This is a genomic window from Companilactobacillus nodensis DSM 19682 = JCM 14932 = NBRC 107160 (assembly GCF_000615905.1).
GTDB classification, from domain to species: Bacteria; Bacillota; Bacilli; order Lactobacillales; family Lactobacillaceae; genus Companilactobacillus; species Companilactobacillus nodensis.
The window spans coordinates 1-21,230 of the sequence record NZ_BAMN01000017.1; the positions used below are offsets into that span (position 1 = coordinate 1).

The following is a 21,230-nucleotide window of genomic DNA, read 5'->3' on the forward strand; positions in this document are numbered from 1 at the left end:
TATCAAAATAGCATGTAAGTGTGTCCACTAGCGACGAAGAACGTCAGACAAATAACCGTCGTAATGCCAATCGCCAGTCCCACCGTTATTAAATCTGATTTATAAGTTTTGACATTGCGCGCATAACGTTCACTCTTCAAACAAAGCGTCAAAATAACCATAATCATAGTAAAGGTCCAGAACATTGGAATCATCGTCAACACCACCAATAAAAGTACTTTTTGTTTTTAAAAAATACTCCATTGAAACAGGTTAATCAAAATATCGACTCAGAATGTACTTCTTGGCAACAAAATTCCTAAACGCGCAAAAAAACACAACTTCCTCCGTTTAACTACAAAAAGGCCACTAAATTTACTATGTAAATTCAGTGGCCTTTTTTAGGTTATACTCGAAAGCTAACCGTGTTTTTTTACGCTCTATTTATTACGCTTGAAACGTGTATCGAACAATGGACTAACTGGTTCGTTGTCATGGATACGACGAATGGCGTCACCGATAAGTGGTCCAACTGAAACTTGAACCATACGGTCAATAATTTTTTCTTTAGGAAGATTGATTGAATCTGTAACGATCAACTTCTTGATTGGTGAAGCTTCAATTCTTTCGATAGCTGGGCCTGAAAGAATTGGGTGTGTACAACATGCATAAACTTCAGTAGCACCGGCGTCGATCAATGCTTGTGATGCTAATGAAATTGTACCAGCAGTATCGATCATATCATCGATGATGATGGCACGTTTGCCTTTGACGTTACCAATGATATTCATAACTTCAGCAACATTAGCACGAGGTCTACGTTTATCAATGATAGCAATTGGTGTCTTCAAGAATTCAGCAAGTTTTCTGGCACGAGTAACACCACCGTGATCAGGTGAAACAACAACGGCATCTTCTTCAAGATGATTTGTTAGGAAGTAATCTGCTAGAAGTGGTGCACCCATCAAGTGATCAACAGGAATATCGAAGAAACCTTGGATTTGTGCAGCATGCAAGTCAAGTGCGAGTACACGGTCAACACCGGCACGTTGCAACATGTTAGCAACTAACTTAGCAGTGATAGGTTCACGTGAACGTGACTTTCTATCTTGTCTAGCATAACCGTAGTAAGGAATAACTACGTTGATCAAGTGAGCTGAAGCGCGCTTCAAAGCATCGACCATGATCAATAATTCCATCAAGTTATCGTTAACTGGGGCTGAGGTTGATTGAATCAAGAATACTTCGGCACCACGAATACTCTCTTCAATGTTGATTTGGATTTCACCGTCACTAAAACGTGTAACTGATGACTTTCCTAGCGGAATTCCAACTTCTTTAGCGATTTTTTCTGCCAAAGGTTTGTTTGAATTCAACGCAAAAATCTTCATTGGTCGTTCGTTATTTTGATATGACATTAATTTCCACCCTTATTTCCAATCTTCACTTTTTGATAATGGTAATCTATTCCAAAAATCTTCTTTGTTTGTTTGTCTCTCTCTGGCAATTGCCATAGCGTGCTTAGGAATATCCTTGGTAATCGTTGAACCAGCAGCGATGAAGGAATGATCTTCCATCTCAACTGGGGCAATGATGTTCGAGTTACTACCGATGAATGAGTGGTCACCAATGGTACTGTGCCACTTCTTGACACCATCGTAGTTGACGAATACAACACCACAGCCGACATTGATATCTGTTCCCAAAGTAGCATCACCAACATACGTTAAGTGACCGACTTTAGTACGGTCGCCGATCTTAGCATTCTTGATCTCACAGAAGTTACCGACATGAACGTCTTTACCGATTTCAGCTTTTGGACGCAAATGTGAATTTGGACCCAAGTCACTGCCAGTATGCATAATAGCACTCTCGACAGTTGAACTGATGATCTTAACGTTGTCTTCAATTGTAGCATCTTCAAGTCTTGAACCTGAACCGATCAAACAGTTAGAACCAATTGTTGTCTTACCAAAAATCTTAGTGTTTGGTTCGATGACAGTATCATTGCCGATTTTAACATCAACATCGATATAAGTGTTATCAGGATCGATAATTGTTACACCATCACGCATGTGAGCTTCATTGATACGTGTTTGCATCAACTTCTCAGCATGTGATAAGGCAACACGGTCGTTAACACCCATTGATTCAGACAAGTCTGACATTTGATATGCGGCAACTTTTTTACCTTGATCCTTGAACATGGAGATTAAATCTGGCAAGTAATACTCGCTTGAGCATTGTCATTATTGACATTGTGCAAATTGCTGAACAACAATTCGTTGTCGAAGCAAAATACACCTGTGTTGATTTCTTGAATCTTCTTTTCAGTTTCTGAAGCGTCTTTTTGTTCGACGATCTTCACAACATTACCATCAGCGTCACGAACCATACGGCCATATCCGAATGGATTATCCGCATGTGCTGTCAAAATAGTAACGGCAGCATTTTGTTCTTCGTGATAAGCAAATAGTTTTTCGAAAGTTTCGGCAGTAAATAGTGGACAATCACCATTGATGATCAGTGTTGTTCCTGCTTTACCAGCTAAAACATCTTCAGTCTGTAATACAGCATGGGCAGTACCTAGTTGTTCTTTTTGCAAGGCATACTTAGTACGGTCACCGAGTAAATCACGGACCTTTTCGGCACCACTACCGATAACAGTTTCAACTATAGTAGGATTGATTTTTTCTACTTGAGTCAAAACATGATCGACCATAGCTCTACCAGCTACTGGATGCAATACTTTGTACAATTTTGATTTCATTCTTGTGCCCTTGCCGGCAGCGAGAATTATTACATAACGATTCGACATTGGAAACTCCCTTTCAGTCACTCAAATATCCTTATATATAATAGCATTATTCACATACTCTACTCAATTATGTTTTTACTCAAAATAACTGAAATCTGTTTTTGCTAAATAATCTCCGGATTCCATCTTGAGAATACGGTTGACCGTGTCGATTTCTTCGACTTTAAAAATCGAAGTAACTTTGTTATCTCTGAACTCTGACTTCACATTGATATTCTCGGCGAAGACTGTTGCTCCGGCAAAAATCGCATTGAATTCTGAAATAAGGCTGCGCATACCATTTATAGTACCGCCACCCTTCATGAAGTCGTCGACTACTAAGACACGTGAACCCTCTGGCAAACTACGCTTGGACAACTCCATCTTCTCAATTCGATCAGATGACCCTGAGGCATAGTTAACACTGATAGTTGAACCTTCAGTGATCTTCGAATCACGACGAACAATCACAAATGGGATGTTCAAGAAACTGGCAACACTTTGGGCAATAGGAATTCCCTTAGTAGCAACAGTCATGACCACGTCAATTGAACTTTGTGAATATTGCGTCGCAATCATTCTTCCAATAGTTCTCAAAACCTCTGGATCAGCTAATAAATCGGTTAGATACAAATAGCCACCGGGCAAAATTCTGTCAGGCTCTTCTAATCTCTTAGTTGTCGTGTCGACAAAATCCGTGGCTTCCTTCTTAGAAATACCGGGTGTAAAAATAACCCCTCCACCTGCACCGGGCAATGTCTCTAAGGCACCAATGCCACGAATCATAAATGTTCGTCTTAAAATACCTAGATCCTCAGAAATCGATGACTTGGCTGATTCATATCGGTCAGCGAAAAATGCTAAAGAAATCAGAGTGTGCGGTCTCTCCAACAAGTAACGAGTCATGTCGATTAATCGTTCGCTTCTTCGTGTTTTCATATATCTCTCTCCTAAAAAACCTGTCTCAATTAAAATTATAAAGTAAATTACATAACAATCAATTCATTTTCCACTAACTTGTTAAGATTTTCAAGCTTTTTGCCTAATTGGATACAAAAAAGGTTCTGATATTTAATCAGAACCATCTTGATTAGTTACTTTAATGTTACCGAGCTTGCGGGAACCCATTCATCTGTTGCCACACGATACATTAGTTGGTCGTTGATTGTGGCAGTTCTATCAGTGATGAATTCCGAATTGTTCATCAACCCTCTATTTCTTACCTTCCCCTGGCTATTGTACAGTGGCACATTTTCATTGACCTTGAGCACACCATCGATTGGCGTGTACTTAAGTACATGGTCATCGTGTACCCATTCGTGAGTCGCTACTCGGTGGTATTTGTCATCTTTGAAGTAAGCATATCTGTCGGTTACCCAACTACTAGACGACTTCAATGCACGGTTCTCAACCTTTCCCCTGTTGCGGAATTGTGTTAACTCCTTATGGTCATCCCCATGAGTTTGTTTAACTGCATTATTGAAATGGAAAACTTTTACATCATCGGTTTTAACCCATTCATTCTCACCAATTCGATAGTATTCTGTTTTCCCAACAGTATTCTTTGTTTCAGTTACAAAGTCGGTTGTTTGTTTTGTTAATGTTCTTTCTTTTTTATTTTGGCCATAGGCATCGTATGTATCTATGGCCTTTTTGTCGGTCATAATGTTAGTTGTATCGATAGATTCAATTTTGTTGGTTGGTTTTCCGCCGCCACCACCTGGCTTAGGTTTTGGAGTAATTTCATATGGAATTGTAATTTGAATTGTTACCGTACTTGGCTCCATTTCTACAGAAAACAAATGTGCAATTTCTACAAATTCTATTTTAATATTACCTGTATAACTACCATCTTCTGACTCCATTTCCCTAGTCAAATTAGAAACTTCTACAATCTTATTAATTTTATCAAAATAAGATGTTGCATTTGGATTTTCCGTTATTACGTTCACCTCATCATTTAAAATCCCAATAAATGTATCTCCAAAATATTTTTTTAAATCTATCGATATAAAATCCTTACTTGATTTAATCATCTCACCTGTAAAAATCTGACCACTTCTAGATGTACCCGGTTTACGACTACTATCATATTTCAAGTCAAACAGATACGGATCAAAGTTAGCTGTCTTTACATTTGCAATCTGTAAATTATTTAAATAATCATGTTCACTTAAAACATTAATATTCTTAACAGGATTATAAAAACGAACTCCAGTCATTTTTTTTACATACTGTAATCCATCCAGATCTTCCACACCCTCCAGATGTACAAATAATGATTCTCCTTTATTATGAGCCGGTTTTTCTTCCAATATCTTCCATGTCAAATCTTCTATATCAACTTTATATATATCAGCTATAATCTGCTGTAAATTCTCATCTGGCATCCAACTATTAATATCATTTTCATCCTTATCATCAGCCTTAACATTCTCAATAACATTAAGATTCGAAAACAAACTAGTATTATCAACCACAACTGCTGCGGTAATTATTCCCGCTGACAACAATGTGGAGACTATTATCACTCTTTTCTTCTTCATAGTTTTCACTTCCCTTATTCTGAATTTTGGTAAACAAAAGGAGGTTGCTACGGCAATCTCCTAATTTAGTCTGTAATTTATTTCAAAGTAACTGATTCCGCTGATACCCATTCGTCTGTTGCCACACGATACATTAGTTGGTCGTTGATCATTGCTGACTTGTCAGTAATGAATTCTGAATTGTTCATCAAACCTCGATTACTTGCCTTCCCTTGACTGTTGTATAGTGGAACATCTTCATTAACCTTTACTACACCACTGATAGATGTGTACTTAACCACGTGGTCATCGTGAACCCATTCGTGAGTCGCAACTCTATGATATTTTTCATCTTTGAAGTAAGCATATCTGTCAGTCACCCAATTGGTAATTGGCTTCAACGCACGGTTGCTAACTTGACCGATATTTCTGAATTGAGTCAATTCTTTGTGGTCATCGCCGTGGGTTTGTTTAACCGCATTGTTATAATGGAAAACTTTTACGTCATCAGTTTTAACCCACTCGTTCTCACCAATTCGGTAGTACTGTACCTTGCCAATTGTGTTGATCTTTTCTGTTACAAAATCTGTTGTTTGTTTTGTTAAAGTCTTTGGTTCTAGTTTTTTTCCACTTACGTTGTAAACGTCCAGTAATTTTTTATCCGTCATGATGTTAGTTGGTTTGATATCTTCGATTTTGCTGTTGTTGCCTCCTCCGCCACCAGTTGGTCGTTTTACTACTTTTACCTTGGCAGTATCAAATACACTATGATCTTCTTTAAGTCGATATGTTATTTCGGTATCTCCAATTTTGGTTGTATCGACATCTCCTTCAACATCTAATTCATTTGCCTTGAAGGTTTTACCCAAGTTATTCTGAGCTTTTACCAATCCCATATCATTATTCCAAATATCTCCAACATACATAGTTACATCTTTTACCCTTACTACAGGCATATAAATTACAAACGGCTGAGTGATTGTAACTGTTACTTTAGAATCTCTATTACTGAATCTAACTGTTTCATCAAACTTCACAGTTAGATCTTCGTTAATTTGATCAGTCGTATTATCATCGGTATTAAGTTTTTCTGTTATGTCCGTCAATGTTACTTTACGTGTATCTGGATCATAAGAACTGTCCATTTTAATATTGCCGATCATCACGGAAACATTACCTATTGGCACTACATATTCTTTTCCTACATACGAATCCAAATCAATTTCAAATTTATTGTCTGTAACAATTATTTCTGGTTCACCTATAGTTTGATTATCTGGCCTGCTGCCATCATCTTTAGGTAGCGGTATATTTTCAAATATATCAAAATTGGAAATATGTATATTACCTATTCTCACACTCTCAAGATTAGGCATATCTTTTAAAATACTTAAATTATCAAAGGGGCCACTCATAGATATATATGTAATATTTGGAGCATAAGTTAATCCTTCAAGATTCATTTTCCCTTGTAATCCAACATTTGTTACTTCACCAATATTATCCATAGTCAATTCATCATATTTCCTATATATATCTCTATACATTGCTGCACGTAACGCAGAATCTGGTATCAAAGTTTCAATATCATCTGAATCATCCGCCTGAATTTTTTCAATCCCAACTGCATTCCAAAATTGGTTTACATTCCCCGGAATAGCAGACACCAATATTAAACTTGTAGATAATCCAGTAGCTACCAACATTATCTTTTTCTTCATAATATTCACTTCCTTTATTGTGAATTTTTTATCGTAATAAAATTATATAAAAATACTTGTAACTTTGTCATTTTTAAACACAACTTGAGCGCAGCAAAAAGGAGAATTGCCATCGCAATCCTCCTTTTGAATCTATAATTTTTAATCTAAAGTTACTAAACTTGCGGATACCCATTCATCGGTCGCAACTCGATACATCAACTCGCCATTGATTGTGGCAGTTCTATCAGTAACGAATCTGGATCCTTGCATCAAGCCTCTATTGCTCTTATTTCCCCGACTATTGTATAGTTGCGCATTTTCATTAGCCTCCACGATTCCACTAATCGGTGTGTACTTAACCACGTGATCATCATGAACCCATTCGTGAGTCGCAACTCGGTGGTACTTCTCTGTTCCGAACATTGCATATCTGTCAGTTACCCAACTACTAGCAGACTTCAATGCACGATTCTCAACCATTCCCCTATTACGGAATTGAGTTAACTCCTTGTGTGAATCCCCGTGTGTTTGTTTGAATCCATCGTTGTAATGGAACACTTTCACATCTTTAGTATTAACCCATTCGTTCTCACCAATTCTATAAAACTTATTCTCCCCGACTGTATTGAGCTTCTCTGTTACAAAATCAGTTGTTTGCTTTGTTAGAGTTTTGGGTTCTAATTTATTTCCATTTACGTTATAGATTGGAAGTGACTTCTTGTCAGTCATGATGTTGGTTGGAGCTATGTCTTCAATTTTACTTGAGCTTCCACCTCCGGAATTGGAGCCGCCTGAACCTGGGGTGTTATTGCCATTTGGATCACCATCATCATTATCATCTACATCACCAGAATCCTCGTTAGAGAGAACTATAACCTTTGAAGGAAACTGGATATAAGGAAAACCAGAAACATAATAATAAAATTTATGTTCACCAGGAGATGCAGTATTGATATTATCTGTGCCTTCCCAAATAACTCTATTCTTATCAAGGATACCCCCGTTCTCATCAATTGCATCACTATAACCTTTTTCGTAATCTATAGGATCCCCAACGTTAACTATTATATCTTTCACAGACATGCTTGGTTCTTGCGTAATATGAAATTCATAAGGAACCGTGACTGTCCCTATTGCATTTGGTCCTTCTGCTCCTATATCTACTTCAAAGATTATTTCAACATCGTAAATACCAAGTCCGTTATCAAACCAAAGATCAAATTCATAAGGTTGATCATATGCAGATTCAAATCGAATACCTATTTCTTCTGTATTAGTATTTTTATTCATTACTTTACCTATTTTAATGTCAATACCCGGCTTATTTTCATCAAAATAGTTGCATTTTATTCTAACATGATTACTTAAAGATCGCTGGAAGTTTTCATACCCCCACTCGATTCTTTGATTTCCAATAACAATCCTACCATCAAAATCTGTTTCATTCTGAAGTTCAAATAGTGCATTAAAATTGGATATATAATTATCACCCACATGTATTTGCTCAGAATTTATAGCATTTTCTAAACCTGTTACATCATAAATATCCCGATCATATAAACTAAGATCATTACCATGCTTCCTTAATTCATCTAATGTCCAATTGGGATTACCCAAATTGGCATCATCACCAATAGCCTTTATCAATTCATAATCTTTCATACCACCTCTGTCTAATTCCTCCGCCTTAACCACCTGAACCGAACTCAATCCCCAAACAATAGGCACGTTCACAACTGTGCTACTAAGCAACATTCCCGCAGATAACCCCGTAGCCACTAAAACTATTTTTCTCTTTTTCATAATATTCACTTCCTTTTTTGTGAATTAATTAACGTAATAAAAGTATATAAAAATACTTGTAACTCTGTCATGTTTAAACACAACTCTGGAAATAGAAAAAGAGAACTGCTTTCGCAATTCTCCACAAATTTACATTCTAATTAAGACTAACTAATTCTTCCGGCACCCATTCATCACTAGCAACACGGTACATAGTTTGTCCATTAATAGTACCAACTTTATCAGTCACAAACTTTGAATTCTTCATCAATGCACGGTGAGTCTTCTTACCCTTACTGCTATAAAGTTGTGCTGTCTCTTTTGCTGTAACAACACCACTAATCTTTTCGTATTCCACTCCATGATCAACATGGATCCATTCATTAGTTGCAACACGGTAATATTTTTCTCCATCAATAAATACATGTCCACTAGCATACCAGTTACTATTGGCAGCTAACGCACGATTAGTAACAGTGTTACCACTCAAAGTGCTAAGAGTGGTATGAGTATTATGATGGGTCTGAATAACGACTGGATTAGAATGGAACTCATTCACATCACTTTCTTTGATCCATTCATTAGTACTGATTTGGTAATACTTAGTGCCATCAATAGTATTCATCTTGGTAACTTTGAAATTCGTTACTCCTAATAAGTCTTTGGTTCCAACCTTTTTACCATTTTCGTTATATGTATCGATTTCTTTTTTATCAGTCATAACATTTTTGGAGTCGATATCTTCGATATTAGAATTACCACCCGTACCTGGCTTCTCTTTCACAATAACAGTCGTCTTTCCTTCTCCAGGATTATCCTTAATCGTATAAGTCAATGGATAGGTTCCTGCCTTATTAATATTGACACTTCCCTCAATATTAACAAGACTAGGGTCTACTTCAACTACATTACCATTAGCATCAGTAAATTCCTTTATTCCTCTCATTTCATCGAATCCGTCGCCTTCAGTTATAGTGATCGTGTCATAAGTGTTGATTCTTATTGACGTATCAATTATGTAATCCATAACTATTCCTCCACGCGGATGTGAATAATCATTTGGACCAAATGTATTTTCTAATTTAAAATTCATTCTTACTTTTCCTTTATTATTTTCCACACTACCAATATCCAATATTCTATCTTCTGAAAAGTTATATTCTCCTGGTAATAAATCATCACCATCATCAATACGTATCGAATATATATTCACCATATTTTTTTTACTTCCAAATTGTTCGTTTAAATCTAATGATAAATTTGAGGATGTAAATACTTTTGTACCCAGATCCACTCTTTGACGAGATGAATATACAAGATCTACCTTAAGATTATGAAACTCATCAAAGTTTGAAATGCGATTATCGCCAATATTAAGTTGATTTATTGATGCTGACAAAAGTGGCCCAATACTCGTTATATCGTTATAATCAAGATATAAAAACTCAACCTTTATGTCTTCCAATCCCGTTAAATCCGTTATACCATAACCCTCTAAGTTCATACTTCTAGTTGGCTTATTCAAATCATCCATGGTCCAATCTCCATCCAAGTCCTTAAAATGTTCGTCCAAAGCTTCGTGCAGCTTTGGATCAGGTATATCAATATTCTTATTACCAGTAGCAGCTTTAACTTTTTCACTTCTTACCGTCCCAGAAATTACAGGCACATTAACAATGCCAGACGTAACCAACATCCCCGCACACAACCCAGTAGCCACCAAAACTATTTTTCTCTTACTCATAAAATCTCACTTCCCTTATTGTGATTTTTTTAACGTGATATCATCTTATAAAAATACTTGTAACCTTGTCACGCTAAAACAAAAAAGAACGAAAAAAATAGGACTGCCTTCTCTCGGCAATCCTATTTTTAGTATCTATTATTCAGCGTCAGCAACTTCTGCATCGGCGCTTGAATCTGCTTCTGTTTCTTCACTATCGAATGTAATATCAATAGACTTTGTTAGTAGATCAGCATAACTATATGAAACTCTTTCAAAAGAATTTTCATTTTGATCCAAATCAACTACAAAAACTGAATGGAATGTTTCTGCTAAAGTTCCGCGACGGCGGATAACTTTTTTACGACCTGCTTGTGCTACAACCGTTAAGTTCTCGCCTAAATGAGCATCTAGACGACTCTTAATTGATTTCAATGACGTTGGCATTTTATAAATCACTCCTTAGGAGTGCAATTCTACCACGGTTTCCTGAAAATTACAAGAAGATTATCATTTTATAAACTAATTATTTTTTAGTTCTTTGTTTAAGTTCAGTTGCCATCTTCTTATATTGTTCGATTGAAACCTGTTCGCCACGTGCGTTTTCAGCGATTTCACAGTCAGTGAAAACTTCGTTGATCAGCGCACGATTTTCATCTGTTCGACCAAGCCAGTTTAAGAAATTATTCATCAGACTCTTTCTCTTTTGAGCAAAAGCCGAACGAATAACTTTGTTAAAGAAAACTGGATCTTCAATATTTATCTCGTCTTTGGGTTTTCGTTCCAAAACAGCCACAGCTGAATCGACCTTTGGTCTAGGAATGAAGGAATTCTTTCCAACGATACGAGCAATTTTAGCGTCCATTTGTGTCTGGACCGCAATTGTTAGTGAGCCATATTCACGGTGCCCCGGATTGGCGGTGATTCGCTCAGCAACTTCTTTTTGCATCATCAATACTAGTGCTTGGAATGGATAATCACTATTGATCAAGTTAAGCATGATCGGTGTCGTGATGTAGTAAGGCAAGTTGGCAACAACCTTGATTGTCTTACCTTCCAAGTGATGCTCTGTGACAAATTCATCCAAGTCAACTTTTAGGATGTCTTCGTTGAAAACTTCGATGTTATCGTAATAACTTAAGGTATCTTCTAGAACTGGAATTAAGGTTGAATCGATTTCAAATGCGTAAACTTTCTCAGCCACTTGTGATAATTTCTCAGTCAAAGCACCGATACCAGGTCCGATTTCGATGGCGATTTCGTCTGAGTGCAAGTCACTTGCATCGACGATATCATCTAAGACTGTTTCATTCGTTAAAAAATTTTGTCCCAAACTCTTCTTAGCACGCAATTTATATTTGCGAAGAATATCATTGGTGCGGATCGGGTCAGCAATACTTAATCTATTTTGTGTCATGGGAACTTCCTTTATCAAATTTTTCAACTGCCGCAAGCAGATCCTGTGGATTAACTTGTAACATATTCAAGCGGTTCAAGAATTGTTTAGCATTCGTATATCCAAGCTTCAACTCTGCACCAACGAATTCGCGACGCTTCTGCGAATGAGCATCCCCGATCAAACCGAGGTCGATCATGTCATCAGTACTATAATCGTCAACTAGATCTGAGGTCGTATAAACGGCTGCCAACGCCTTTTTTATATCTTCATCTCTAGCATGTTCGATTCCTAGACTGCCGTCACTCTTCTTAGGCACAGCTTTGTCTCTTGGTAAGAATGCTTGTTTAGCATTTGGTACAGCTTGAGCAATTATCGTCCGCAACCGATTCCCGTTGAAGTCGGGATCAGTGAAGATGATGACGCCACGCTTTTGTTGTGCGAGCTTGATTCGTTGAATCGTTTCATCATTTATCGCTGAACCGATGGTTTCGATCGTATCAACGTCGCCCAAACAATCTTTGAGACGATTAGTGTCAGACTTACCTTCCACTACAATTATTTCTTTTATTTTCATTATTTAATGTTATAGACCCGATGTGAGTTTTCAAACGTATGCTTGGCAACTACTTCGGGATCCATATCCTTATATTTGGCGATTGCATCTAGCACGAAGCGCGTATATCCTGGTTCGTTTTGGTGACCACGATATGGTTCTGGTGCTAGATATGGTGCATCTGTTTCGACAAGTAGTCGATCAAGTGGTGTATTCATAGCTGACTCATGAACTTCGGGTGCATTCTTGAATGAAACCACACCACTGTATGAGATCATCAATCCTAAGTCTAGGAATTTGTTCAACCAATCAAGATTACCGTTGAAACTGTGCATGATAATACCTGACTTCGACATATCATGTTGCTTCAAGATATCGTACATATCACTGAACGCATCACGACAGTGAATTGAGACTGGCATGTCATACTGTTGAGCAATATCTAATTGCTTCAACAAAGTAGCCTTTTGAACTTCTGGTTCAGGATTCTCATCCCAATGATAGTCCAAACCGATTTCACCAATGGCAACAACTTCTGGCAACTTGATCTGATTGACTAGTTGCTCTTCGTTATATTCCTTGGCAAACTCGGGATGCCAGCCGATCACAGCATGAAGTGGTTTGTAGTTTTGAGCTAAGCGAATAGCTTCAATATTGTACTCTTCATTCTGACCAATGATTGCCATTTCGTCGACATCATATTCAGCAGCTCGATCGATATACTCTTGAGTTTTGCCAGCAAATGCTGGGTCATTCAAATGTGTGTGAGTATCAAAAATTTTCATTATCCAAGGATTGCTCCATTTTTGTGTGAATTATCAACAAGCACTAACTTAACGTCGTCACCCATTTCAGTTGATAGCAACATACCGTTACTCCATTCACCACGGATCTTTCTTGGTTTCAAGTTGATGCAGGCAACAACTTTTTTACCAATAAGTTCCTTATAGTTAGGATAGAATTCGTACATGCTTGAGAGAATCTGACGATCAACGCCAGTACCGTCATCAAGAGTGAATTGTAACAACTTGTCAGCGTTAGCGGCACGTTTACAATCTAGGATCTCAGTTACGACCATCTTAACTTTTGCGAAGTCGTCGAAGCTGATTTCCTTAGGATATTCATCCTCTTCTTCTTTTTGAGCCTTAGCTTTGGCTTGAGCAGACTTGCTCAACTTGCCGCTACCATTCTTAGCTTGTTCTTCAGCCATCTTACCCTTGATGTATTCAACTTCTTCTTTGGCATCAAGTCTTGGGAAGATTGGTTCAGGATCACTAGTTACGGTCTTACCGACAACTGTGTCACCGAATTCTAAGCTCTTGTCATTATCGTAATCTAAGCCTAATTGAGCGAAGATCTTGATTGGTGATTGTGTCATAACAGGACTGATCAAGAGGGCAATCAACCTCAATGATTCAGCTAAGTGACCAAGAACTGATTGTAGTTCAGCCTTCTTAGCATCATCTTTGGCAAGGACCCAAGGTTTTGTTTCGTCAATATACTTGTTAGCACGACTGATAAAGGCCCAGACACTAGCAAGTGCTTCTGGGAATTCAAACTTGTCCATGTGATCACGATAGTCCGTCAATGTGTCGGCGTATGACTTCTCAAGATCCTTATCTAAGTCAGTTACAGCAGCGACTGAAACAACTTTGCCATCGTCATATTTGTTGATCATTGAGATGGTTCTGTTTAGCAAGTTACCAAGGTCGTTAGCGAGGTCATAATTAATTTTATCAATGTAATCCTCAGGAGTGAAGACACCGTCATTACCGAATGGCATTGCACGCATCAAGTAATAACGTAGTGAATCTAGTCCGTAGCGGTTAACTAACATTTCAGGATAAACAACGTTACCCTTAGACTTCGACATCTTACCGTCCTTCATCAACAACCAGCCGTGTCCGAAGACTTGCTTAGGTAATTCGATGCCAAGAGCCATAAGAATGATTGGCCAGTAGATAGTGTGGAAACGAACGATTTCCTTACCAACGAATTGGACGTTAGCAGGCCAGAACTTCTTGAATAGTGAATCGTCATCACTCATGTAACCAAGAGCAGTGATATAGTTCAACAATGCGTCGACCCAAACATAGACAACGTGCTTAGGATCACTAGGAATTGGCACACCCCACTTAAAACTAGTTCTTGAGACAGCTAAGTCTTCAAGACCTGGTTTGATGAAGTTATTGATCATTTCATTCTTACGGATCTCTGGTTCGATAAAGGTTGGATTGTCTTCGTAATACTTCAATAGACGGTCAGCGTACTTACCCATCTTGAAGAAGTATGAAGGTTCTTTAACTAATGTAACCTCGTGACCTGATGGAGCTTTACCACCAGTAACGTTACCGTCTTTGTCACGGAAAACTTCAGCTAATTGTGATTCTGTGAAGTATTCCTCATCGTCAACTGAGTACCAGCCAGTGTATTCACCTAAGTAAATGTCACCTTGAGAAATCAATTTTTCAACGATCTTTTGAACAGCTTTAACGTGATAATCGTCAGTTGTACGAATGAACTTGTCGTTAGAAATCTCAAGTGTCTTCCATAGCTTCTTGATGTCAGCTGCCATCATATCAACGTATTCTTGTGGTTCCATATTCTTAGCTTCGGCTTTTTGTTCGATCTTCAAACCGTGTTCGTCAGTACCAGTTAGGAAGAATACATCGTAGCCTTCATTACGTTTGTAACGAGCCAATGTATCCGCCGCAATGGTCGTATATGAATTACCGATCGTCAACTTACCTGATGGGTAATAAATAGGAGTAGTTATGTAAAAAGTCTTATTATCTTTAGTCATTTATATTTTCAAGCCTCCGCAAATAAATAGTTATGCAATAGTTGTTATTAGTATATCATTTTAAATTTGAGAAAAAACATTAACTGCGTCATCAGAAATAGCCAAAACCTCAGAATCAAGATCCAAGTTTTCCTTATTAATAACGACTAACTTGGCGTCGTTCTTGGCATATCTCAACAAGCCAGCAAAAGGATAAACCTTGAAGCTAGTTCCAACAACGACTAGTAAATCAGCACATTCGACATCCTCGACCGCATGTTCAACGTTATCTGGATTAATATTTTCACCATATAGAACTGTTGTACCAGGACGAATGATCCCGTTATCCTCATGATGACGATAATCCTTGAGATAGTACTTGTAGTCGAATTCCTTGCCACAAGTTAAGCAATGAATATTATCATACAAGTTACCGTGGAATTCCACGACATTTTTGGCGCCAGCCTTGGTATGGAGCTTATCGACGTTCTGAGTGACGATAGCACCTTTTTCGTTACTGATTTCAGCCATTTTCTTGTGAATGATATTTGGTTCTGCATCTGGAAAGTACATATTGTGGACTGTGAAGTCGTGGAAAACATCAGGATGTTCAACCAGATTGTCATGACTCAACATGTATTCAGGTGGGAAATCATACTTTTCACGCTTATATAACCCATTCTTAGAACGGTAGTCAGGTATCCCTGAAGGTGTTGATACACCAGCACCAGTCAAAAATGTTACAAACTTAGCCCTTTGAAGCAGATCTTTGAATTCTGAAATCTTGTCTGTCATAAAAATCCTCCTTATGTTTTTTGAAAACTATCTAGTGATGTACTTAACTCCGCTTTGAGCAAATGCCTTTTCAACGGTTTGTTGATAGTATGCCTTATAAAACTCAGGTGTTACTTTTTTAGGATCAATATTCAAAGTTGCGACACTCTGACCATCATTAACGCCAAGCAAGATGAACGCATCCTTCTTAGTGGCGCGATTAGTATATGGTGAGTGCTTAATCTGGAACAATTGATTCAAGGTCAATCTCAATTGACGGCTGGATACAACTGGTGTCACATTCAAGAACTCGTGATAGTGCATCCCTTCGTAACCGTTAGAAATAATCAAGTCATTGTAACCTTCTAGAACGTGGATCAACGCACGTCTGAATTGGAATGGCACCGTCATATCATTCTTCTCGACTTGTTCAACAAAACCTGCAGCAACCTTATATGAAACAGGAAATTCCATCTTCCATTCAGCATCTTTGGCATGTTCGCCGAAGACTATTCCGTCAAAGATAATCAAGGAACGATAGAATCTCATGTTTGCAAGATCGAGTGTTACGTGTGGATTCAAGGCATGATCGATACCCTTCAAATATTCAGTCTTGATCTCTGGAGTATAACTGCCGTCAGCGATTTGTTTCTTAACGATCTCAGCGTGCTCTAAAGTTTCAAATAACGAATTAGCGGTTGAAAGGATACGACCATCATCATCTTCCTTGCCTGATGTAACAGCGCAAGAAATAATTGGTTCACCAGAGTTTTCTAATTCAATATGATAAAGTTCATGTAATAAAACAAAATCTTTGTATTTCTCATTAGTGATAATAACTTCGATCGCACCGTCTTTGTTAGAATGACTAGCTTGATCAAGTGTCAAATATTCATGTTCAGCATAATCGCTATAAACAACTACCGGTCTTCCAACTAATTGTTCAATCTTTCGAATCTGATTTACAATAATATCAGATAAATCTTTTTTATCTATTTGTTCCATTATCATTACCTCGTTATAAATAAATTTTTAAGGAGATGGGTTTATATGGAAATAAATGTACATTTGGATAACGGATTGTTGCCAGATAAATACGGTAAATTCGCACCTACAAACGATATTAAAAATGGGAAACCCGTCATTAGTTTCCCAATTAAATTATCAAATATTCCCGCAAGTACTAAGTCACTTGCCTTCACATTCACTGATCCTGACTCGATTCCAGTTTGTGGATTCGAATGGATCCATTGGACAGCTGCTAATATCTCGCCTGAACAATTGGAACTTCCTGAAGACTTCAGCCGTACAGCTAAGGCTTCTGTAGTTCAAGGAAAGAACAGTTCCGCAAGTCCACTATTGGGAGATAATGATGACGATCTTAAGGTCGGATACAACGGACCTAACCCACCTGATGCAACACATGATTACGTATTAAAAGTATACGCCTTGAGTGACATTCTTGATATTAAAGAGGGTTTCTGGATGAACGAACTTCTCCACAAGATGGAGGGGAAAGTTCTTGATTCAGCTCAAATAACCCTACCTAGTCGTGCTAATTAATCTTTTTCCTGTAGATTCATCTTATGGAAATAGTTAAAGACATAACCTTCTCTAACGCCGAAATTCGAAAAACGAATTTCTTTAGAGGGGGTTTTTTTGATGATCTCAGAAATTATCAAGATTCCGCCCAGAATGACCTCATATCTGCCATCACTCAGTTCTTTGATCTGACTACGTTCTTCATTTGAAGCGTGGACCAAGCGATTGAATAACTTGTCGATCTGATCGATCGTCACGATTGAATTGTGGAGTGTCTTCTTACGCTTGCCCTCACGATTCAAAATGCTCGTTACAGCTCGCAGGGTCCCGCCTAAGCCAACAAACGTGGCATTGGCATTCATCCACTGCAAACTGTCCAAGTGCTCGCCAATTTCTCGCTTAGCGGCATTCAACTCTTGTGACTTGATCGGATCACTCTTCAAGTAGAGATCAGAAATGGATATTGCCCCGATCGGTATGCTTAATCCATGTTTCAAACGGCCCTTTTTGGCCAAGCTGATCTCACTACTTCCACCGCCAACATCCACGATCAAGGCATCCTTGACCCGCATCGTATTGCGGACAGCCACGTAATCGTAGAAGGCTTCTTCTTGCTCATCGATAATATGCAGTTGCAGTCCTGTTTCTTTTAGAACCGCAAAAATTAATTGTTCTTGATTTTTTGCCATTCGCACAGCTGCCGTGGCAATTAAACTAATTCTATCTACTTCATATCTTTGGATCCTATTTTGAAACTTCTTAAGAACATCAATTGTTTCTTCAATTTGTTCATTCGTTAATAATCGACTATGTGCAATCGATTTGCCTAACCGGACAGGCTCACGCCATCGATCCAAGGTTTTAAAACGATTCCGCTTTGAAGATCTATACACTGATGTTCTGATGGAGTTAGATCCTATTTCTATCACTGCTAACTTCACATTGCATCACATCCCATTGTGATAATTATATAAAAAAAAAGACCTACATAGTAGGTCTATCTTCACAAAGTTATAAAAACTAGTTGATTTTTTATTTAAATCATTGGTTTTTCCCAAACACCACGAGTATCGACACTCGTTTCATAGGCTAATTTTTCCATTAATAGACATTCGTCTTCAGTTAAAGCTACTTTGCTTGCGGCTAAAGCATCCTCAACATGAGCTGGTTTGGTTACACCCAAGATAGGTACAGTTCCTTTAGCAATAGCCCAAGCGGTCGCAACTTGTGCAACTGATAGGTTCTTGTCCTTACCTATTTCACGCATAGTTTGAATCAACTTTTCCAGTTTTGGAAGTATCGGATTGTACTCCTTAGCCCTGCGGCTTCCTTCTGGCAAGGGATGATTCATATCATATTTACCAGACAGAGCACCTTGCTCGAGCACCATGTATGAGAAGAAGATAATATTATTCTGTTTGCAGTAATCAATAATCTTAGCTTTCTCAGAGGCACGATATAAGAGACTGTAGTGATTTTGAACCGCTGAAATCTTCAATCCTGACTCTGCCAAAATACTGGCGGCTAATTTCAAGTCCGCCAAATTATGATTCGACAATCCAATGTGCTTGATCTTGCCTGACTTAACCAACGGAACTAATTGCGGTGTCCACTTCTTCACATCAGCGGCATTGTGGATCCAATAAATATCTGTATAGTCAGTGTGCAATCTCTTCAAACTGCCGTCCAACATCGTTTCCATGGGATGTTCTACATCTTGAGCACTTCTAGGTGTGAACTTAGTCGACAAGATCACATCTTTTCGGTCAACGTTTTGTAAGTAATCACCTAAGATTGTTTCGGAATCACCCATCGCATAAACTGCGGCAGTGTCCCACAGGTTCAAGCCACATTTCATCCCAGCGTCAAAAACTGACTTGAGATTATCCTTGTTCAAATGATTACCAAAGATTTGATCACCACCATTATTACCTGAACCCCATGACCAGGTACCCAAGCAATCGGTGGAATATTTAATTCATTATCAAGTTTTACCATATTATTTGTCCTCCTCAACTAATACTTTTATGGAATCAATTATAGTATTAATTACGAAAGCAAATGAGAATTGAGTTGTTTTTGTTCATTATAAAATTGCTTATAAGCGAGATAACAAGAAATAAATGATCCGATACTTGTCGAAGCAAGCAGCATAAATGTAACCATGATCTGATACTTAATGGCCTTGACCGGGTCAACTCCGGCAATGATCAGACCAGACATCATTCCTGGCAATGCGACTAATCCCAGTGTCTTGATCGAATCAATTGTTGGCTGCATACCGCTCTTGATGCTCTCACGAATAATATCTTCTGAGGCTAATTTGATGTCAGCACCCAAGGCAAGTTTTTCGAGGATCTGTTGATGGCGGTCGGTAAACGACTGCTTCATATTACGATAACAGAGTCCGATGGCAACCATGATGTTACTGGCAATCATCCCTGTGAATGGCACGATCTGTTCCGGAATAAATTGAATCGAACCCGTCCAAACCAGTGTTCCTAGCGTAACTATCGTCCCGACTGAAATTGCTAACAGAGAAAATTGAAATGCCTTAGGAATACCATTTCCACGTTTACCAGCATTCCACGAAGCATTAATGACGATGACCACGAAGAATGCCATCGTCAGCCAAACATCATTTGCCTTGATCACGAACTTCAAAATATAGCCGACAATGGTTAGTTGAATAATCGCTCGAACAACACCGATAATAATATCTTTGTCGATCTGAAGTTTTTGCCAATAGCCAATAACTAAGGCAATGATAACCAAAATAAATCCTAATGCTAATGTTGAATTAGAAACTGTTAAATTAGACATCTAAATCACCTCGCCATTCTTGACCGTAACTTTGTCCGTTGCTTGTTCGATCTCTGAATCATCATGTGTGACCCGAAGAATCGTTAGACCGTCGTCTTGGTTGAATTTGTTCAAAATATTATGAACTATTTCTTTATTATCTGCATCAAGACCAGTCGTGACCTCATCTGTAATCAATACTTCTGGTGGAAAAATCAGGTTTCGTAACAAGGCGATACGCTGCTTCTCCCCACCAGAAACATCATTAACACTCTTGTCGATGTAACTCTCATCCAAATTGACATAATTCAAAAACTTGGTCACTTGCTCCCAATCAAATTCCTTGCCACGAACAATATAAGGAAACTCCAAATTGTCTTTGACCGTCTTACCAAACAACGTTGGTTGCTGAAAAGCATAAGAAACTCGACGACGATATTCTGTAGGCTCGTATGAGCTTATTTTTTTGCCATTAAACAGTGCTTCGCCAGACGTAGCGCTGATCATCGATGCCAAAATACGCATCAAAGTGCTCTTACCACTACCCGAAGGACCGACAAATGTAATGTACTTACCCTGCTCGATATTTAAGTTAATATTTTTTAGAATTTTCTTATCCCCTACCTGATAAGAAAGGTCAGTTAATTCAAAAATGTTTTTCAAATGTTTCACCCCATCAATATTTTTGAAAGCCTTAACGTTGTTTACGTTACTCATATGATTATCTTTCATTTGATGACAGATTGCCAATAACTTACTTCAAATTTAGACAAAAATCTAAAGCCACTAATAACCGCTATATTAGGCAATTAATACAAATTATGTGAACGGTTAATAATATTAAACAATTATTTTTACAAAAGTTGACT

The 21,230-nt window shown here is 38.1% G+C and carries 19 protein-coding genes and 1 pseudogene; 1 reads left to right on the forward strand and 19 read right to left on the reverse strand.

Annotated features, from left to right (window positions below; genetic code table 11):
* Nucleotides 1-2: 2 nt before the first annotated feature.
* The 15 genes and pseudogenes from JCM14932_RS10520 to JCM14932_RS10595 all read right to left on the reverse strand — a co-directional run bounded on the left by JCM14932_RS10520 (nucleotide 3) and on the right by JCM14932_RS10595 (nucleotide 17,022).
* Complete coding sequence (locus JCM14932_RS10520) at nucleotides 3-194, reverse strand: hypothetical protein (RefSeq protein ID WP_025024816.1); 192 nt, start codon at nucleotides 192-194, stop codon at nucleotides 3-5.
* Nucleotides 195-419: 225 nt separating this feature from the next.
* Complete coding sequence (locus JCM14932_RS10525; protein WP_025024817.1) at nucleotides 420-1,397, reverse strand: ribose-phosphate diphosphokinase; 978 nt, start codon at nucleotides 1,395-1,397, stop codon at nucleotides 420-422.
* 12 nt (nucleotides 1,398-1,409) lie between these two features.
* Nucleotides 1,410-2,797: pseudogene (gene glmU, locus JCM14932_RS15335) on the reverse strand (bifunctional UDP-N-acetylglucosamine diphosphorylase/glucosamine-1-phosphate N-acetyltransferase GlmU).
* A 75-nt stretch (nucleotides 2,798-2,872) separates the two neighbouring features.
* On the reverse strand, nucleotides 2,873-3,715 hold the full coding sequence (gene purR, locus JCM14932_RS10535; RefSeq protein ID WP_025024818.1) for a pur operon repressor: 843 nt from the start codon (nucleotides 3,713-3,715) through the stop codon (nucleotides 2,873-2,875).
* Nucleotides 3,716-3,870: 155 nt separating this feature from the next.
* Nucleotides 3,871-5,322 carry an SLAP domain-containing protein gene (locus tag JCM14932_RS10540; protein WP_025024819.1) on the reverse strand — a complete coding sequence of 484 codons (1,452 nt, stop codon included), beginning with the start codon at nucleotides 5,320-5,322 and terminating at the stop codon, nucleotides 3,871-3,873.
* A gap of 77 nt (nucleotides 5,323-5,399) precedes the next feature.
* Nucleotides 5,400-7,022, reverse strand: coding sequence for a bacterial Ig-like domain-containing protein (locus JCM14932_RS10545; RefSeq protein ID WP_025024820.1), 1,623 nt, complete (start codon nucleotides 7,020-7,022; stop codon nucleotides 5,400-5,402).
* 141 nt (nucleotides 7,023-7,163) lie between these two features.
* Nucleotides 7,164-8,807 (reverse strand): SLAP domain-containing protein, encoded by a 1,644-nt coding sequence (locus tag JCM14932_RS10555; RefSeq protein WP_025024821.1) that lies wholly within the window; start codon nucleotides 8,805-8,807, stop codon nucleotides 7,164-7,166.
* A 136-nt stretch (nucleotides 8,808-8,943) separates the two neighbouring features.
* The gene (locus tag JCM14932_RS10560; protein WP_025024822.1) at nucleotides 8,944-10,530 is read right to left on the reverse strand and encodes an SLAP domain-containing protein; all 1,587 of its coding nucleotides are present in this window, start codon (nucleotides 10,528-10,530) and stop codon (nucleotides 8,944-8,946) included.
* A 138-nt stretch (nucleotides 10,531-10,668) separates the two neighbouring features.
* A complete protein-coding gene (locus JCM14932_RS10565; protein ID WP_025024823.1) occupies nucleotides 10,669-10,956 on the reverse strand; it encodes a Veg family protein in 288 nt (95 codons plus the stop codon).
* A 79-nt stretch (nucleotides 10,957-11,035) separates the two neighbouring features.
* Nucleotides 11,036-11,926, reverse strand: a complete 891-nt coding sequence (rsmA, locus tag JCM14932_RS10570; protein ID WP_025024824.1) for a 16S rRNA (adenine(1518)-N(6)/adenine(1519)-N(6))-dimethyltransferase RsmA — start codon at nucleotides 11,924-11,926, stop codon at nucleotides 11,036-11,038.
* The gene (gene rnmV / locus JCM14932_RS10575; RefSeq protein ID WP_034543246.1) at nucleotides 11,913-12,482 is read right to left on the reverse strand and encodes a ribonuclease M5; all 570 of its coding nucleotides are present in this window, start codon (nucleotides 12,480-12,482) and stop codon (nucleotides 11,913-11,915) included. Before rnmV ends, rsmA begins: the two co-directional genes overlap by 14 nt.
* The gene (locus JCM14932_RS10580; protein WP_025024826.1) at nucleotides 12,482-13,246 is read right to left on the reverse strand and encodes a TatD family hydrolase; all 765 of its coding nucleotides are present in this window, start codon (nucleotides 13,244-13,246) and stop codon (nucleotides 12,482-12,484) included. Before JCM14932_RS10580 ends, rnmV begins: the two co-directional genes overlap by 1 nt.
* On the reverse strand, nucleotides 13,246-15,264 hold the full coding sequence (metG, locus tag JCM14932_RS10585) for a methionine--tRNA ligase (RefSeq protein WP_025024827.1): 2,019 nt from the start codon (nucleotides 15,262-15,264) through the stop codon (nucleotides 13,246-13,248). The genes JCM14932_RS10580 and metG overlap by 1 nt, the downstream gene beginning before the upstream one ends.
* A gap of 60 nt (nucleotides 15,265-15,324) precedes the next feature.
* Nucleotides 15,325-16,026 (reverse strand): NAD-dependent protein deacylase, encoded by a 702-nt coding sequence (locus tag JCM14932_RS10590; RefSeq protein ID WP_025024828.1) that lies wholly within the window; start codon nucleotides 16,024-16,026, stop codon nucleotides 15,325-15,327.
* Between the two features lie 39 nt (nucleotides 16,027-16,065).
* Nucleotides 16,066-17,022, reverse strand: a complete 957-nt coding sequence (locus tag JCM14932_RS10595; protein ID WP_025024829.1) for a hypothetical protein — start codon at nucleotides 17,020-17,022, stop codon at nucleotides 16,066-16,068.
* Nucleotides 17,023-17,067: 45 nt separating this feature from the next.
* Between JCM14932_RS10595 and JCM14932_RS10600 the strand changes: the two genes are divergently transcribed.
* Nucleotides 17,068-17,580, forward strand: coding sequence for a YbhB/YbcL family Raf kinase inhibitor-like protein (locus tag JCM14932_RS10600; RefSeq protein ID WP_025024830.1), 513 nt, complete (start codon nucleotides 17,068-17,070; stop codon nucleotides 17,578-17,580).
* On the opposite strand, the gene JCM14932_RS10605 is transcribed toward JCM14932_RS10600, so the two are convergent.
* The 4 genes from JCM14932_RS10605 to JCM14932_RS10620 form a co-directional block, all read right to left on the reverse strand.
* Nucleotides 17,577-18,500: a Ppx/GppA phosphatase family protein gene (locus JCM14932_RS10605; protein WP_025024831.1), complete on the reverse strand. Its 924-nt coding sequence runs from the start codon at nucleotides 18,498-18,500 to the stop codon at nucleotides 17,577-17,579. The two genes, JCM14932_RS10600 and JCM14932_RS10605, sit on opposite strands and share 4 nt — an antisense overlap.
* 95 nt (nucleotides 18,501-18,595) lie before the next feature.
* The gene (locus tag JCM14932_RS10610; protein ID WP_235700590.1) at nucleotides 18,596-19,516 is read right to left on the reverse strand and encodes an aldo/keto reductase; all 921 of its coding nucleotides are present in this window, start codon (nucleotides 19,514-19,516) and stop codon (nucleotides 18,596-18,598) included.
* A gap of 92 nt (nucleotides 19,517-19,608) precedes the next feature.
* Nucleotides 19,609-20,382, reverse strand: a complete 774-nt coding sequence (locus JCM14932_RS10615; RefSeq protein ID WP_025024833.1) for an ABC transporter permease — start codon at nucleotides 20,380-20,382, stop codon at nucleotides 19,609-19,611.
* The gene (locus tag JCM14932_RS10620) at nucleotides 20,383-21,024 is read right to left on the reverse strand and encodes an ABC transporter ATP-binding protein (protein WP_025024834.1); all 642 of its coding nucleotides are present in this window, start codon (nucleotides 21,022-21,024) and stop codon (nucleotides 20,383-20,385) included.
* Nucleotides 21,025-21,230: the final 206 nt, after the last annotated feature.